The sequence below is a fragment of the candidate division KSB1 bacterium genome (assembly GCA_034506255.1).
Lineage (GTDB): Bacteria > Zhuqueibacterota > Zhuqueibacteria > Zhuqueibacterales > Zhuqueibacteraceae > Coneutiohabitans > Coneutiohabitans thermophilus.
Window position 1 is genome coordinate 759,157 of the sequence record JAPDPX010000001.1, and the last position, 15,528, is coordinate 774,684.

Here is a 15,528-nt window from a genome sequence, read left to right on the forward strand (position 1 = left end):
GTTCCCCGCCGTTTTCGGTTTGGTCGTGTCGCCGGGCGTGGCGTGACTTGCCCCGCGGGCCGGCGGTGCTGCTGCGGGCTACTTCAAATCCCATTCCGCCAACGCGATCTCTTCGCCGCCGTTGCCGGAAAAGCCGTTGAGAATGAGATGCCCAAGCTTGTCACGCTTGGTTTCGAGATATTTGCGGTTGATGGCATTGGCGGGGATTTCGATGGGCACGCGTTCGACGATTTCCAGGCCGTAGCCCTCCAGGCCGACGATTTTTTTTGGATTGTTGGTGAGCAGGCGGATCTTGCGAATGCCGAGATCATGCAGAATCTGCGCACCGATGCCATAATGCCGCAAATCGGCTTTGAAGCCCAGCGCTTCGTTGGCCTCGACCGTATCACGGCCCTGGTCCTGCAGGGCGTAGGCCCTGACCTTGTTCGCCAGGCCGATGCCTCTTCCCTCCTGCCGCATGTAAAGCAGCACACCGCGGCCTTCCCGCTCAATTTGAATCAGCGCCTGCGCGAGTTGCTCGCCGCAATCACAACGCAGTGAGCCCAGAATATCACCCGTCAGGCATTGCGAATGCACCCGCACCAGAGCGGGCTCGCCGTCATCCACCCTGCCTTTCACCAGCGCCACGTGGTGGTTGTCCTCGATGTCGCTTTCATAAACATGCAGCAGGAAATGGCCGTACTTGCTCGGCAGATTCGTGGTGGCGATGCGACGCACCAGCTTTTCGCGGCGCCGGCGGTACTCGATGAGGTCGCGAATGGTGATGATCTTGAGCTGGAAGCGTTCCGCCATCTTCAGCAGGGTGGGAACGCGCGCCATGTTGCCGTCTTCATCCATGATTTCGCACAACACGCCGGCGGGATAAAGCCCGGCGAGCCGCGCGAGATCGACCACGGCTTCGGTATGCCCGGCGCGTGTGAGCACGCCGCCGGGTTGTGCGCGCAGCGGAAAAACGTGCCCCGGCCGCGCCAGATCATTGGGGCGGGTTTCAGGGGCAATCAACTGGCGGATGGTCTCCGCGCGATCCTGCGCCGAAACCCCGGTGGTGGTATTGCGCTTGGCATCAACGGACACCGTAAAAGAAGTGCCCAGGCTCGCGGTGTTCTCCGCCACCATGGCATGCAGATCCAGCTCATCGAGCCGTTCGCGGGTGAGCGCCACGCACACCAGGCCGCGGCCATGCGTAACCATGAAGTTGATGTGCTCACGCGTCACTTTTTCGGCAGCGACACACAGATCCCCCTCGTTCTCCCGGTCATCATCATCCACCACAATCACAATTTTGCCATCCCGAAAATCGGCCAGCGCCTCTTCAATCGTATTGAATTCAGTCATGATCAAGTTGAAACGTCAAGAATGAATGGTTGCAGGCTTGCCTGTACGGAAGCGGACGAGAAGATGAACGCGCCCTGCGATCAGACCGCAGCATCGGGCATGCGGCTCTTCTCATCCGCCGGAGGAATTCGGTTGCGGTGTAATATAGCCCCAGCTTCGCAATTTGTCAATAAGCGGTACGGCCTCGGGGGTGGCGGGCAAAAGTTTCTCGAGATGTTTTGCGAGCAAATCCGTTTCCACATTGAGCCAATCGCCGGGCTGGCGCTGTCCGAGAGTGGTGTGGGTCAGAGTATGGGGAATCACCGCGATGGTGAGCAGCGTTTCTTCTACACGCGCGCAGGTCAAGCTCACACCGTCGAGTGCAATGGCGCCGCGCGGCACGACGTAGCGCGTGAGCTCCTGCGGCAGTTCCACCTGCATCAGCCGGCCCGCGGCCTGTGCCTGCCACCCCACCAGCCGCGCCACGCCGTCCACATGGCCCTGCACGAAATGCCCGCCCAGCCGGTCGATTGGCCGCAGGGCGCGTTCGAGATTCACCCGGCTGCCCGGCTGCAACTGACCGAGATTGGTTTTGCGCAGCGTCTCGTCCACGGCCTGCACGTCGAAGGTTTCATGGCTGCGGCGAATGACGGTCAGGCACACGCCATTGACGCAGATGCTGTCATCGCTCTCGAGGTCACCGAGCACGTGGTGTGCCGCAATGGTGAACTGCCGCGCCGTGCCAATCGCGCGCACGGCGGTGAGGCGGCCGATTTCCTCGACTAATCCGGTAAACACAGGTCAAAATCTCCTGGCGGCAACTGTCGGTGTGCCCGGCTGGCGCGTCGGTGCCGGCGGTTCAAACAGTGCGGGGATAGGTGATTTGCCCGGTCACCAGCGCATTGTCTCCAATGATTCGCCATTCCGGATGATCGAGCGTGATGGAATGCGAGATGCTGGCAAAGGGCAAATCCCGAAACGCCACGATGCCCTCGCCCAAAATCTTGGGCGCGATGAAACAGGCCAGCCGATCGGCATGCCGTTCCGCGAGCAGTGTGCTGAACACCCGGCGGCCGCCCTCCACCAGCACCGCCGCAATGCCCTCCTGGCCGATGCGCTCCAGCACGCGGGTCATCAGCAGACTGCCGGAATGCGACGGCTGCACCTGCCAGACTTTGGCCCCGCGCTGTTGAATCTGTTTCTGTTTCTCGTATTCCTTGCACTCGCTGGAGGTGATGATGACGGTCTTGTCCACGAAGTTGTCGTTGAGCACCCTGGCCTGCAATGGCACGCGCAGATGGCTGTCAAGCACCAGCCGGCGCGGCTGCGGACCATCCTCATGACGCACCGTGAGTTGTGGGTCGTCGGTCAGCACCGTGCCGATGCCCACCAGCACGGCATCGTTTTGCCAGCGCCAGCGGTGCACCAGCACACGCGCGCGCTCGTTGCTGATCCAGCGGGAATGACCTTTGGAATCGGCGATTTTGCCATCGATGCTTTGTGCGATCTTCAGCGTGAGGAAGGGCAGACGGGTGGTGATGAACTTGAAGTAGGATTCATTGAGACGGCGGCAGACGTCCTCCAGCAGACCGGTTTCCACAATCAAGCCATGCTCGCGCAAGATCTTGATACCCCGGCCGTTGACCAGGGGATTGGGATCGACGCTGCCGATGATGACTTTGCGAATGCCGGACTCGATCACACGATCGACACATGGCGGCGTTTTGCCATAATGGCTGCACGGCTCCAGCGTGCAATACAAGGTTGCACCCCTGGCCAGATGCCCGGCTTCGCGCAGAGCTTCAACTTCAGCATGATCGCCGCCATATTTGCGGTGATAGCCTGTGCCGACAATCTCTCCATCACGGACCACAACCGCGCCCACCATGGGGTTGGGGCTGACGAAACCGCGCCCCCGCGCCGCGAGATCAATGGCAGTCTTGAGAAATTCCTTGTCCGAGTTCGAAAAGCGGGGTTCCAACGCTAAATCCTTGTTAATTCCAGCGCAATATAAACTCCATCTGCCCATCTGTCAAGCGCTTTTTCGGGCCGCAATGGAGTGGTTTAGATTTCAGAAAGCAACTATTAGTAGGGTGAACGAAAAACCCAAATACAACATATTGAAACTTTTTCTTGACTTCTTGAGAAGCGGAGCTTATATTGCGGCCGTTTTGTGCCGGATGGTTTGCGCGAGTTTGACGGGCAAGCGCGGGAATGAAATAACTTGCGCAGCCAACTGCATGGCACAAGACGTGACGTTGTAGCTCCCCTCACGGCGCGCCACACCTCATTCGGAAGCAAAATGGAAGTGGGGAAGTAGCAAATATTGGCATCCGTTCCGCAGGTGCAAAACTGAACAACTCATGCCAGGCAGACGACAGAGACGTCCCAGCCCGAAAGTCTTGTGAGAAACCCGGGCCGCGACTTTCTCCGGAATGCCGGCATTGTCGGTCCCGCCTCTCGTTCAGCCAGAACCTGATCGGCTGACCTGTCCGGCGCCGCCATTTGCAGATTTTCCTTCGGTCGTGGCGATGATGATCGCCCAATTCTCCCACGCCGTTGCAGAAAACTCCTCGCCTGGTGCCCGCTGGAGTGACACAGATGAAGCGCGCGATTGCGCGTGGCACTTTTGCGCCCTGGCGGCGGGCACCGTGCAGGTTGTCCGGAGCGAGGCGGAGCCATCTGACAACAGGGAAGGGTTCCACCCCTTTGACAAGCTGTGCCGCTTGATCATCCACCTCATGGAGGAGCAACATGGCTTCACGAGCAACCACACTGCATCACTTCACACCAGCAAAAGGCTCGAATGGCAACGGCCATCCTGCTGTCGCAGTTTCAGAAAATGACGCCTCCGCTGCGCCGTCCGGGCTTGCTCTCCCGCGTTATTTTACTGACGGCAAGCGTTCTCCCTTCGAGCAGGTGCAGTGGGAACGCCGCAGCGCCATCATCACCAATGAAAAAGGGGAAACGGTATTCCGGCAGGATGACGTCGAAGTGCCCGCCTCCTGGTCGCAAACCGCGACCAATGTGGTGGTCAGCAAATACTTCAATGGCAAGCTCGGCACGCCGCAGCGTGAAAACAGCGTCCGGCGGTTGATCGAGCGTGTCGCCACCACCCTGCGCGACTGGGGCATCGCCGGCGGTTATTTTGCCAGCCCGGCGGATGCCGCCACCTTCTATGACGAGCTGGTGCACCTGCTGCTGAATCAAAAACTCTCGTTCAACAGCCCGGTTTGGTTCAATTGCGGCATCGAGAAGAAACCCCAGTGTTCCGCCTGCTTCATCAATTCGGTTGAAGATCGCATGGAGTCGATTCTGGACCTGGCGAAAACCGAGGGCATGCTGTTCAAATGGGGCTCGGGCACCGGTTCCAATCTGTCCCCGCTGCGTTCTTCGCGGGAGAAACTTTCCAGCGGTGGCAGCGCCAGCGGCCCGGTGAGCTTCATGCGCGGCTTCGATGCTTTCGCCGGCGTGATCAAAAGCGGCGGCAAAACCCGGCGCGCGGCGAAGATGGTCATCCTCAATATCGACCATCCCGACATCGTCGAGTTCATCAACAGCAAGGCCAACGAGGAGAAAAAAGCCTGGGCGCTGATCGATGCCGGCTATGACGGCTCGTTCAACGGCGAGGCCTATCATTCCATCTTTTTCCAAAATGCCAATCACAGTGTGCGGGCTACCGATGAGTTCATGCAGGCGGTCGAACGCGACGGCGAATGGCAAACCCGCGCCGTTACCACCGGGGAAGTGGTCGACACCTACCGTGCCCGCGAGTTGATGAAGCTGATCGCGGAGGCCGCCTGGTTGTGCGGCGATCCCGGCATGCAGTTCGACACCACCATCAACAACTGGCACACCTGCCCCAACACCGACCGGATTCATGCCAGCAATCCGTGTTCGGAATACATGTTTTTGAACGATACCGCCTGCAATCTGGCCTCCCTCAATCTCATGCGCTTTCGCCGCGCCGACGGAAGTTTCGATGCCGAAGCCTTCACCCACGCGGTCAGTATTGCGATTCTGGCGCAGGAGATCATCGTGGACAATGCCAGCTACCCCACCCCCAAAATCGAAAAGAACAGCCACGACTACCGGCCGCTGGGTTTGGGTTACGCCAACCTGGGCGCGCTGTTGATGGCCGCCGGCCTGCCATACGACAGCGACGCGGGTCGAGCCTATGCCGCCCTGATCACCGCGCTGATGCACGGCCAGGCCTACAAAACCTCGGCCCTGATTGCCGGCAAGCTGGGGCCGTTTCCCGGTTACAGCCGCAATCGCGAACCGATGTTGCGGGTGATCCAGCAGCATGCCGCACATCTCGATGCCATTGATCAGCGCCTGGTGCCCGCCTCCCTGTTTCAGGTGACGAAGGAAATTTGGACGGAGGCCTATGCCCTGGGCCGGGAATTCGGCTATCGGAATGCCCAGGTCACCGTCCTGGCTCCCACGGGCACGATCGGCTTCATGATGGATTGCGACACCACCGGGGTGGAGCCGGACATCGCGCTGGTGAAATACAAGAGATTGGTGGGCGGGGGGCTGATGAAAATCGTCAACCAAACCGTGCCGGAGGCACTGCAGCAGCTCGGCTACAGCGCCGAGCAGCGCCAGGCCATTCTGGAGTACATCGACCGCCACGACACCATCGAGGGCGCGCCCGGCCTGCAGGAGGAGCATCTGCCGGTGTTCGATTGCGCCTTCAAGCCGGCGCGCGGCCAGCGTGCCATTCACTACATGGGCCATGTGAAGATGATGGCAGCCGTGCAGCCCTTCCTCTCCGGCGCCATCTCAAAAACAGTCAACATGCCTCACGACGTCACGCCGGATGATATTGCCGAAACCTATCTGCAGGCCTGGAAGATGGGCTTGAAAGCCATTGCCATTTATCGCGACGGCTGCAAGCGGATTCAACCGCTGGTGACCAGTCTGGAGAGCGGCAAGACAACCACACCCAAACCGGCGACCGCCACGGAGTTGAAACCCGTACGCCGGCGCCTGCCCGATGAGCGGCAATCCATCACGCACAAATTCAGCATTGCGGGACACGAGGGCTATCTCACCGTCGGCATGTATGAAGACGGCACTCCGGGCGAGATTTTCGTGGTGATGGCCAAGGAAGGCTCGGTGGTCTCGGGCTTGATGGATTCGTTCGCCACCGCGATTTCTTTGGCGCTGCAATACGGCGTGCCGCTGCAGGTCCTGGTGCGCAAGTTTCAGCACGCCCGCTTCGAGCCCTCGGGATTCACCACCAATCCCAAAATTCCCATAGCGAAGTCGATCACCGACTACATCTTCCGCTGGCTGGCGCTGAAGTTTTTGCCGGGGCAGGAGATTCCCGCCAACGGCCACAGCACCGGCATGGACGCGGATTTCGGCAGCGACAATGCGGAGAATGGCGCTACGGGGAATGGCGGCGTGGGCGCAACCCCGGCGGATCACAAGCTGGCCATGGCACGCGCCTCCCAGCTCGAACACAGCACCTACCAAAGCCAAGCCGACGCCCCTCCCTGCCACGAATGCGGCAGTGTGATGGTGCGCAGCGGCAGTTGTTACAAGTGTCAGGAGTGCGGAGCAACCAGCGGGTGCTCGTGAGACTTGGATGCCCACCCGCCCCGGCGGTTGGGGGTGTCGGGGCGGGTGAGGGCAGGCTATCGAACGACAGTGTAATTGCGTCGGACAAATCGCGGGCCTGCCAAGCAGAACCGCCCGGGCGCCGGGTCACAGACACAGGTGCGCAGGCGACCTCAGGATCAGCCACGTCAGGCCATGCGCTTCGCCGGCACATCTCTCCGAGATCTCTCAAACATATGGAGTGGCGCGGGCATACCTGCCTGCTGACAAGCTGTCTGCGCTGCGTTTCCAGACCCAACTGAGGCGTTACTCCCCCTACCCCGCTCTGATATTCAACAACACCGCCCCTTTCTCCACCGCTGTGTGCGTTTGTGCTGTCACGCTGGTCACCACGCCCGCCACCGGCGCCTTCAGTTCGTTTTCCATTTTCATTGCTTCAATGACCACCAGCGGCTGCCCCACGGTCACAGTTTCACCGGCTTTCACCAGCACGCGTGTGATCAAACCCGGCATGGGCGCCTTGACCGTGGTTTCGCCGCCGGTCACTTTCATTCGGGGTTTGAGCATGCGCTGCGCCAGGCTGCGCTCATTTTCAACCACAGCGGTGTATGCGTGTGGCCCAATGCGGATTTCCTGCTCGGCGCTGGCACCGCTGAGCTGCACGGAATACCCCTGGTCATCGAGCAACAGGGAATACAAGTCCCCCCGCACGTGGCGAAAGTCGAAATGCACGCGCCTGCCGTCCAGCTCGGCGATGCCGGCTGCGGCATCCAGGACTTTGACGGTGACAACGCGATCGTTGATTTTGACCTGGTAGTTCATCAAGTTGCCCCAAAAAAGAAAAGCCGTTCGCACGGCTTCTCACAGACTGGTTTTCAAGAGGCAAAGCGGGATAATTTGCCGGCGCGCCCGGGGGATTTCAGTTCCATTCGTCGCGGTCACCCCAATCGAACGAGTCTTCGTCTTCATCGGGGTTGTCTTCTTCATCCCAGTCTTCCTCGTCGTCCCACTCATCCTCCTCTGCTTCTTCTTCCTCCTCTTCTTCGGCTTCCTCCTCGTCCTCCCAGTCGTCTTCATCATCCCATTGCTCTTCGTCCTCCCAGTCGGCAAAATCGTCGAGCTCCTCCTCGCCCTCTTCATCGATTTCTTCGAGGTCGGTGTCTTCTTCCCCCTCTTCACCCATGGGTTCTTCTTCGTCAAAGTCTTCGTCGTCCAATTCTTCTTCCTCCTCGTCTTCTTCGTCCCACTCCTCTTCGTCGTCCTCCTTGGGGCCGAGCTTGATGGTCTGCAAGTCGAGCTTGCCTGCCGGGCGTTGGTCCGTGTGTTCGAGGCGGAAGAGCGAATGGCTGGCTGCAATGCTCATTAGCTCAGACAATTCGCCGGTAAAGATGCGGTCTGAGTCCAGGTCTTGCGTATTGGGTTTCGATTGCATGCTCATCTCCTTCAATGGTTACAAAGTCGCTGTGTCCGCCCGGATATGGCTGTTGGCTTGCGCTCAGGAGAGATGCAGGGCTGCTCCGGCGCCAGCCGTCATGCTTGCAGGATCGCCGGCGAGCCTGTGATAAACCGCTTCGGTGGCCGCCAGCATTTGGGCCAGGGAAAATGACTCAGCCGCATGGCGCCTGGCGGCTGCGCCCAGGCGCCGGCGCAGGGGCAAATCTTCCGCCAGTTGCAGAGCCGCCTGCGTGAGTGCCGCGACGTTTTGGGGTGGCACGAGCAGACCGGTCTCCCCCGACTGGACGATGTCGAGCACGCCGTCACAATTCGAAGAGATCACGGCTTTTCCCATGGCCATGGCTTCGATCAACACCAGGCCAAAGGCTTCGGCGTGCGAGGGAAAAACAAAAACATCCAGTGCCGCGAGCAGCCGGGCGACATCCTTGCGAAAACCGAGGGCAAAGGTCACCTCCTGCAGCCCGGCGGCATTGATTTGGTCGAGAATGAACCTGGCTTCGTGCTCCTCACCGCGGCTCGGCCCGCCAATCAAGACGAAACGCGCGTGTGGCAGCCGCGGCCGCAGGCGGCGCGCCATCTCCACAAACTCCAAATACCCCTTGCTGATTTGCAGCCGGCCGACGATGCCGAAGACAAGATGGCCGGATGACAGCCCCAATTCCGCGCGCACCGCCTCCCTGTCGAAACGTTGCGGAGAAAATTCCTCCAGGTCGACGCCGTGGTGAATCACGCCAACTTTGTCGGCAGACACGGGATGGGTCGCCAGCAAATTCCGCCGGATCACTTCCGAGATGGCGATGAGAAAATCGACGCGGCGATAGAGATAGCGATGGAAAAGATCGCGTTTGGGCTTTTGCGTCCCAACATGCTTGGTGAGAACGAGCGGAATACGCGGCAAGCCGGGATGCATCAGCGCCGGAACCACTGTCCACAGATCGCGCGAATAATGGGCGTGGATGACCTCCGGCTGTTCCGTCAGCAAGAGTTGTGATAGTTTGAGAAGCGCTCGAGGATGGAAATATCCTCCCAGGCTCAAATCATGCGGCTGGAAACCTCGCCTCTGGAAATCCTGATAAAGTGGAGAGCCGGGTTTACACAACGGCAAGATTTTGTATCCGCGGTTCGCCAGATGCTGAGATAGATGGCTGACATGCATCTCCATACCTCCCCAGGAGGGCGAGGTACAGATCTGCAGGATTTGCGCCATGATGGAAACGAGCTAAGTCCTTGTACTCACGCCTATCTATCTTTTTTGCAGGGCGCAAGATAAACCATCGACTTTCAAAAAGCAAGCACTATTTGTACAGGCCGTGAGCGTCGATATAGGCCGCCACCGCGGGTGGAACCAGATAGCGTATTGACCTGTTATTTTTGACCTTGAGTCTGATGTCCGTGGACGAGATGCCAATCAGGCTGCCGCGGAGTAAATAATCGGCTTCGTTCAACACTGTGTGTGCAATTCCGGGCTTTTTCTCAGGACGGGGATAGACTGCCACCCGGGCGAGGCTGCGAATGGTGGCAGGCTCACGCCACTTGTGGAATTCAGCCAGACTGTCAGCGCCGATAATCAAATAGAATTCTGCGCCGGCATATTCCGGCTGGCGGGTAAGAAGGCGAAGGGTATCAACCGTGTAGGAGGGCCCGGCGCGCTCCAGTTCCAGGGTCGAGACTTCGAAACGGGGATTGTCGGCGATGGCAGCGCGCAGCATCGTGAGGCGATGGGCGACGGGGGTGAGTTGCACGGCGTTTTTGTGCGGCGGCCGGGGCGCCAGCATGAACAGCATGCGCTCGAGCTGCAATTCCTCGCAGGCACATTCCGCCATGACAAGATGGCCATAATGCACCGGGTCAAACGTGCCGCCCAGTATGCCAACGCGCATGGTCTGCTCTACTTCTTGGCCTGGCCGTTGGCGGCCAGCTTGCCTTCCAGCGATTTGAGCAATGCTTCCGCCCGCTGACGGTATTTTTGCTCCGGCGGTGCCGCCGAGGCGGCCTGTGCCTTTTCCTGATCCAGGCGATACTTGTCGATCAGGGTTTGCAGGCTTTCCCGGGCTTCACTGTAGCGCTGCAGTTTGGCGAGGGTTTCGGCTTTGTGGTAAAGCGCGGGTTCATAATACCTGGTATCATAATAATGGTTGAGCACGCTGTCATAGTAGATCAGGGCCGATTCATGGGAGCCCGTGCGGCGGTAAAGATCCGCGGTGCGGTATTCTTTCTGCGCGAGTTTCTCGCGCGTCAGGTTGAGCTTGTGAACCACCTCCTGCCGCAATTCGCTGTCGGGGTAATCATCGAGGAAACGTTGAAACTGCTCGATGGCCTGCCAGGTGTATTTTTGGTCAAGATCGGCCTTCGGTGAGAGCTGAAAATAACACATGCCGAGTTTATATTGCGCATCATCGAGGTATTCGCTTTGCGGGTAGAGACGCAGGAGTTTCTCATATTCGGCCGCCGCCGTGATGAATTCCTCCATGCCATAGTGGCACTCGGCCAGGTAGTATTGTGCGACGTCAACGAAAGAGCTGCCGGGGGCATTCAGCACCACGATGCGAAAGTGGGTGCGGGCATCAAAGTAGTTTTTCTTGCGGAACAGCTCCAGCGCATGGGCCAGCCGTTCTTCGTTGGAGAGATTGGCGCGCAGCTTGTTGCCGCCGCAGGCCAGCAGGCCGGTGAGCATGAGCAGACCGGCCAGCAGAGCGAGACCGCCCTGCCGGGCGCGCGGGTAAAAACAGTTCCGGTTCATCTGAGTTTTCATTGTGACCTTATACACGAGTTGCTAGTGACTTCGCAGCGCATAAAACGCGTAGACGATGGCACCGGTTGCGGCTGCCAGCACTGCGGCTTCAAGCCAGCGGTGTGAACGTACCGGCGCCACCCAGTGTCCGATGGTCATGGGCACGGCGGGGTTTTGCAGTTCGGCAATTTGACCGGCTTGAATGGTGTCGCGATGCACGATCTGCACCAGCCCCTGGAAATATATTTCACCAGTGGCCGCATGATGCAGATCAAAATCTGCCGCCACCTCTGCCGTGCGCTGCACCCGGGCCGCATGCAGCCAGCCCAGCCAGCCTCCCGGCAGATGGCGGTAGGTCAATTGTGACTGGAGCACGGCATAATTGACCACGATCCCCTCTCTTGAGACGGCCTCCCGGTCAAAAACGCCTTGCCGGTTTTGCCGCCGCAGCTTCTCGGTCAGGGCATTATACAGCAGCCGGCCCGGGCTTTCTTCTCCGGCGGGTACGCGTGCGATCAGAATCAGGGAATCGGCGGCTGCTGCAAGCGCAGCCACCGGCCGCTCCGCGCAGGCATGAAAGGCTGCCTGCAAAAACTGCAGATTGTCTGGCGGGAGTTGCGCCGCGGCCGGTACCAGGCCGGCGGCTGCAAAAACCGCAAAAAAAATGCTGGCTGTCTTCAACCGAAGCTGGTCTCCGAATCACAGGCGAAGAATCACGGTGAGCGCGTGAACTTTGCGGCGCCCGCCGGTCTCCATCACCACCCCATAATTCAACAGCCAATTGGGCGAATGGCCGCGCCGGTTCGCCAACGACAGGGCGGCGGTGTTGAGCAGACCGCAACCCGCGCTGTAAGCCAGGCGCTGTTCCTGTCCCATCCAAAACATGCCTCCGCGCAGGGCGAAAAGCGAAAACAATTGCTGTTCGAATCCCACATGTGGTTCGCGCACCATCTCCATATTGTCTTCCACCAGGTTGCGCACGTCCAGGGCGAGCAGGGTTCCGGGCCACGGTTGGGCGCTGATTCCGAGGTTGACGCTGCCATCGACAAAGCGTTCCGGATAATCACGGTAGCCCTCGCCGGCCAGAGTGGGCAGGGTGAGATAGCTGACGCCGACCAGCACGTTGTGCCATGGCATCACCGCGATCCCATAATCCGCCCGCACCAGCCATGCCCGGCGTTCCGGCGCGGTGCTTTGATAATAAAGTCCCAGGCTTCCTCCCACAGCAACACGCTCCGCAACCCGCAGGCGCGCCACCAGCACACTGTATTGATTGTCGAGATACTCGTCAACTTCACCCCAGTCGGTGCGCGCCAGCAGGGCCCAGCGGCCGGATTGTTCTGCCATGATGGTGGCGAAATCAAAAGGCCCCAGACGCAGCACCATGCCTTTGATCAGCAGCCCGGCCGTGGCGAGGGCACGCGCGCCGCTGCTGGTGGAGTGGTCGAAGAAATTTGCGGGGCGCGTCAACGCCCACACCGGTGTCAGGGGATTGAGAAAGAGCCGAAAGGCCGGGTCGCGCGGACTCCGGCTGCCGAAATTGGCGGGATTATACAAGCCGGCCACCAACTCATCAGGCACCGCCACGAACGCGCCGCCCATGGCCAGCGGCCGTGCGCCCAGCGAATTGATGGCGAGGTATGCCTCCTGCGCACGCACGGCGCTGCTGCAGAGACAGAACAGCCAGGCGGCCAGCGCCGCAGCCAGAGCAAAGCAAGGTTGTGATCGGCATCTCCATTCAGACCAGGGCAACGGCTGCAAGTATCGTGTCGGATTCGGGCTTGATTGCAAGAGTCGCAAGAGACGATACACTGGATTTCGTTTTTCTGAGTAGTCGAACTTCGATCTTCGGTTCCTCCAACTGCCGCGTATTCGGCGTGATGAATCGGCTGAGAGCAAACGGCAGGGCAAAGGCGAGCAGCAGCAGCGTGCTCAGGCCGGCCAGCCAGCGCGGTTCGTGCCGGCGCAGCCACATGCCGAGCAGCAGCACATTGAGCGACGCCACCCAAAACGAGACGGCATAGACACCGATGGCCGGCGTGTACAGGATCATCTGCAGGTAATAATTTTGGGTATAGCCCAGGGCAAACGCCTGAAAGTCAGCCTGCAGCAGCGACTTGCCGGCCTCCATGGCCACCCACAGGAATGGTACCGCGAACAGATAGCCGCGCGGCCACCCGCGCCGCAGGGGCAGCAGCAGCAGTGCAAACAAGACATGGAACAGAACGTGCGCCGCGAGGGTGGTCATGTCGCTGAAGGGGTCCATTCTTCCGGAAACCAGGATGGCGAGCGCCGTCAGCAGCAGCCCGAAAAGTGCGCTCCAGCGTATTGTTTCCCTCGGGGATTTCCCCTGCAACAGCAGCAGCAGCGGAATCAAGCCCCAATAAGCCAGGAATCCCCAACGATAAGGCGGGAAGGCCAGCGTCAGGGCGGCTGCCGCAAGCAGGCAGAGCAGCGGATCACGCGCCTTCAAAGCTCGACCTCTTTGCCGCGGCGCGCGGATTCATACATGGCCTCGATGAGACGCATGCGATAGAGACTTTCCTCCCCGGTGGAGAGCATGGGCGTGTCGTCGCGCAGGCATTTGATGAAGTGGCGCAGTTCATTGCTGTAGGAGCGTTTATAGCGCGACATGGGCTTGTCGTCCACGTGCGGTGTCAGGTTGGTGAAATTGCCGTGCACCTCCTTCATCACCCGCAGCGGGTTGGTCATGGCCCAGCCCTGCGTGCCCAGCAGGTGGGTGTAAAGCTCATCCTGGGCGCTGAAGAATGTCCAGCTCACCTCCAGCGCCAGGGTGCTGCCGTCCTCGAGGTGCACCAGGGCCACTGCCGTGTCTTCGACTTCGAGTTTGGAAACTTTGTTGTAGAGCGTGGCTTTCACCGCCCGGGCCTGCTTGTTGCCAAAAAGCCACAGGGAGAGATCGAGCATCTGGATGCCCAGGTCCATCAACACGCCGCCGCCGGCGTATTGCTTTTGAAAGAGCCAGGAGTGTTCCGACCATTTTTCCTGGCGGCGCAGCCAGCCGCAGCGGGCATAGAAAATTTCGCCCAGTTCGCCGGCTTCGATGAAGGATTTGAGATTGATGGCATCGCGGCGAAAGCGCACGTTCATCGCCACCATGAGCTTGCGTTGCCGGCGCTGGGCCGCTTCCACCATGCTGCGGGCTTCTGCAAAATTCAGGGCCATGGGTTTTTCGACCAGAACGTGTTTGCCGGCGGACAAGGCGGCGAGGGTGAGCGGCATGTGCATGTGGGTGGGCGCGCAAATGTCGATGGCGTCGATGTCATCCCGCTTCAATACGTCGTCATCGCGGGTGTAGTATTGCGGAATGGCATAGCGTTCGGCCACCGCCTTGGCGCGGGCGAGATTGGTGTCGCATACCGCCACCAAATCGACGCCGGGGAGCTTTTTCCAAATGGGAATGTGCGCAACTTGTGCAATACCACCGGCGCCGATGACGGCGAGTCTGATCGTTCTCATAGCCAGGGTTTCACTGAAGTGAATGCAAGCGGTCCAGGTAATTTTGTAGAATCAAAACAGCCGCCAACTGATCAATTTTTTCCTTGGCTTGCCGCCGGGCAGCGCGCCGCGCCAGGGTGCGTTCCGCCTGTTTGCTTGACCAGCGCTCATCCCACTCTACCACCGGCACACTCACCCGCTGTGCGAGCTCGCGGATAAAGGCCCGGACCGTTTTGGTCATGTCGCTGTCTTCACCGCTCAGATGACGGGGCAGCCCCACAACAATCAGGCCGATCTCCTCCTCCTGAATCAGGCGTTGCAACCGTGCGAACAATTCGCGTTTGGCAGTGCAGGCCAGCGTTTCCCGGCCGTGTGCCAGCAGGTGCAGGGCGTCGCTCACCGCCACACCGATGCGGCGCCTGCCGTAATCCAAAGCGAGAATCCGCCGGCCGGGCGGGGCCGCCGGCACAGTCGTCATAGGCGAAGCCGTTTTGTTGAACACGCGTGAGTGACTTTGTCCACGGGCAGGTGGCCGGCCTCATGGGGTTTCTTGTGATTCCTTTTGCTCATCCTTTTTGGCATCGGCTTTCTGCTTGTCGCCCTGCTCCTCGGTCTCCTCGTCTTCCCAATCCTCCTCCCAGTCCTCCCAGTCATTCTTGTCGTCTTCGGTGCGCGGTGGCAGGGCGGTGAGCGGCTGTTTCAAGACTTCTTTGAGCAGCTTGCCGGCCTTGAAATGGGTTTTGCGACGGGCGGGCACATAGATGATCTCGCCGGTTTTGGGATTGCGCGCCTTCGGTTTGGGTTTGGTGGTTTTCACCTCGAACACGCCAAAATCGCGGATTTCGATGCGGATCTCCGGGTTGGCCTGCTCCATGAACTCACGCAACGCCGTGAACACGCCATCGACGACCTTCTCGGTGAGATAGATCTTCTCGTTGACGATCTTTGCGGTTCGTTTGGCAACGTCTTTCTTGGTAATGGTGCTCTTCATAACCACG

Annotated in this window: 14 protein-coding genes and 1 pseudogene; 1 reads left to right on the top strand and 14 read right to left on the bottom strand. The window is 59.7% G+C overall.

The genetic code is table 11. The features are described from left to right. Positions 1–78 precede the first annotated feature (78 nt). From ONB52_03050 to ribD, 3 genes are all read right to left on the bottom strand, one after another. Entirely contained in the window at positions 79–1,335 is a 1,257-nt protein-coding gene (locus ONB52_03050) for a bifunctional 3,4-dihydroxy-2-butanone-4-phosphate synthase/GTP cyclohydrolase II (protein ID MDZ7415121.1), read from the bottom strand. 111 nt (positions 1,336–1,446) lie between these two features. Further along, the gene (locus tag ONB52_03055; GenBank protein ID MDZ7415122.1) at positions 1,447–2,112 is read right to left on the bottom strand and encodes a riboflavin synthase; all 666 of its coding nucleotides are present in this window, start codon (positions 2,110–2,112) and stop codon (positions 1,447–1,449) included. Between the two features lie 61 nt (positions 2,113–2,173). Continuing rightward, positions 2,174–3,295, bottom strand: coding sequence for a bifunctional diaminohydroxyphosphoribosylaminopyrimidine deaminase/5-amino-6-(5-phosphoribosylamino)uracil reductase RibD (gene ribD, locus ONB52_03060; GenBank protein ID MDZ7415123.1), 1,122 nt, complete (start codon positions 3,293–3,295; stop codon positions 2,174–2,176). A 773-nt stretch (positions 3,296–4,068) separates the two neighbouring features. Here ribD and ONB52_03065 point away from each other — a divergent pair. Continuing rightward, positions 4,069–6,906, top strand: coding sequence for a vitamin B12-dependent ribonucleotide reductase (locus ONB52_03065; GenBank protein ID MDZ7415124.1), 2,838 nt, complete (start codon positions 4,069–4,071; stop codon positions 6,904–6,906). 294 nt (positions 6,907–7,200) lie between these two features. Here the strand turns inward: ONB52_03065 and ONB52_03070 are convergent. The 11 genes and pseudogenes from ONB52_03070 to ONB52_03120 form a co-directional block, all read right to left on the bottom strand. Then, positions 7,201–7,413 (bottom strand): annotated as a pseudogene (locus ONB52_03070) (biotin/lipoyl-binding protein). Positions 7,414–7,804: 391 nt separating this feature from the next. Then, a complete protein-coding gene (locus ONB52_03075) occupies positions 7,805–8,317 on the bottom strand; it encodes a hypothetical protein (GenBank protein MDZ7415125.1) in 513 nt (170 codons plus the stop codon). Between the two features lie 63 nt (positions 8,318–8,380). Continuing rightward, positions 8,381–9,502 carry a glycosyltransferase family 4 protein gene (locus ONB52_03080; protein ID MDZ7415126.1) on the bottom strand — a complete coding sequence of 374 codons (1,122 nt, stop codon included), beginning with the start codon at positions 9,500–9,502 and terminating at the stop codon, positions 8,381–8,383. A 133-nt stretch (positions 9,503–9,635) separates the two neighbouring features. Next, positions 9,636–10,220: a nicotinate-nucleotide adenylyltransferase gene (gene nadD / locus ONB52_03085; protein MDZ7415127.1), complete on the bottom strand. Its 585-nt coding sequence runs from the start codon at positions 10,218–10,220 to the stop codon at positions 9,636–9,638. Positions 10,221–10,228: 8 nt separating this feature from the next. Then, positions 10,229–11,080 (bottom strand): outer membrane protein assembly factor BamD, encoded by an 852-nt coding sequence (gene bamD / locus ONB52_03090; GenBank protein MDZ7415128.1) that lies wholly within the window; start codon positions 11,078–11,080, stop codon positions 10,229–10,231. Between the two features lie 33 nt (positions 11,081–11,113). Continuing rightward, complete coding sequence (locus ONB52_03095) at positions 11,114–11,752, bottom strand: hypothetical protein (GenBank protein ID MDZ7415129.1); 639 nt, start codon at positions 11,750–11,752, stop codon at positions 11,114–11,116. Between the two features lie 18 nt (positions 11,753–11,770). Continuing rightward, positions 11,771–12,730, bottom strand: a complete 960-nt coding sequence (locus tag ONB52_03100; protein MDZ7415130.1) for a hypothetical protein — start codon at positions 12,728–12,730, stop codon at positions 11,771–11,773. A gap of 79 nt (positions 12,731–12,809) precedes the next feature. Further along, positions 12,810–13,544 (bottom strand): hypothetical protein, encoded by a 735-nt coding sequence (locus ONB52_03105; GenBank protein MDZ7415131.1) that lies wholly within the window; start codon positions 13,542–13,544, stop codon positions 12,810–12,812. Beyond that, on the bottom strand, positions 13,541–14,551 hold the full coding sequence (locus ONB52_03110) for a Gfo/Idh/MocA family oxidoreductase (protein ID MDZ7415132.1): 1,011 nt from the start codon (positions 14,549–14,551) through the stop codon (positions 13,541–13,543). The genes ONB52_03105 and ONB52_03110 overlap by 4 nt, the downstream gene beginning before the upstream one ends. A 10-nt stretch (positions 14,552–14,561) precedes the next feature. After that, positions 14,562–15,008, bottom strand: a complete 447-nt coding sequence (gene ruvX / locus ONB52_03115) for a Holliday junction resolvase RuvX (GenBank protein ID MDZ7415133.1) — start codon at positions 15,006–15,008, stop codon at positions 14,562–14,564. 60 nt (positions 15,009–15,068) lie between these two features. After that, positions 15,069–15,521 (bottom strand): integration host factor subunit beta, encoded by a 453-nt coding sequence (locus ONB52_03120; GenBank protein ID MDZ7415134.1) that lies wholly within the window; start codon positions 15,519–15,521, stop codon positions 15,069–15,071. Positions 15,522–15,528 lie beyond the last annotated feature (7 nt).

What these genes read in the sequence shown, in the direction of transcription:
- ONB52_03075 (MDZ7415125.1), bottom strand. Translation starts at nt 8,317, where the DNA reads ATGCAATCGAAACCCAATACGCAAGACCTGGACTCAGACCGCATCTTT.
- nadD (MDZ7415127.1), bottom strand. Translation starts at nt 10,220, where the DNA reads ATGCGCGTTGGCATACTGGGCGGCACGTTTGACCCGGTGCATTATGGC.
- ONB52_03080 (MDZ7415126.1), bottom strand. Translation starts at nt 9,502, where the DNA reads ATGGAGATGCATGTCAGCCATCTATCTCAGCATCTGGCGAACCGCGGA.
- ONB52_03110 (MDZ7415132.1), bottom strand. Translation starts at nt 14,551, where the DNA reads ATGAGAACGATCAGACTCGCCGTCATCGGCGCCGGTGGTATTGCACAA.
- ONB52_03120 (MDZ7415134.1), bottom strand. Translation starts at nt 15,521, where the DNA reads ATGAAGAGCACCATTACCAAGAAAGACGTTGCCAAACGAACCGCAAAG.
- ruvX (MDZ7415133.1), bottom strand. Translation starts at nt 15,008, where the DNA reads ATGACGACTGTGCCGGCGGCCCCGCCCGGCCGGCGGATTCTCGCTTTG.
- ONB52_03050 (MDZ7415121.1), bottom strand. Translation starts at nt 1,335, where the DNA reads ATGACTGAATTCAATACGATTGAAGAGGCGCTGGCCGATTTTCGGGAT.
- bamD (MDZ7415128.1), bottom strand. Translation starts at nt 11,080, where the DNA reads ATGAACCGGAACTGTTTTTACCCGCGCGCCCGGCAGGGCGGTCTCGCT.
- ONB52_03065 (MDZ7415124.1), top strand. Translation starts at nt 4,069, where the DNA reads ATGGCTTCACGAGCAACCACACTGCATCACTTCACACCAGCAAAAGGC.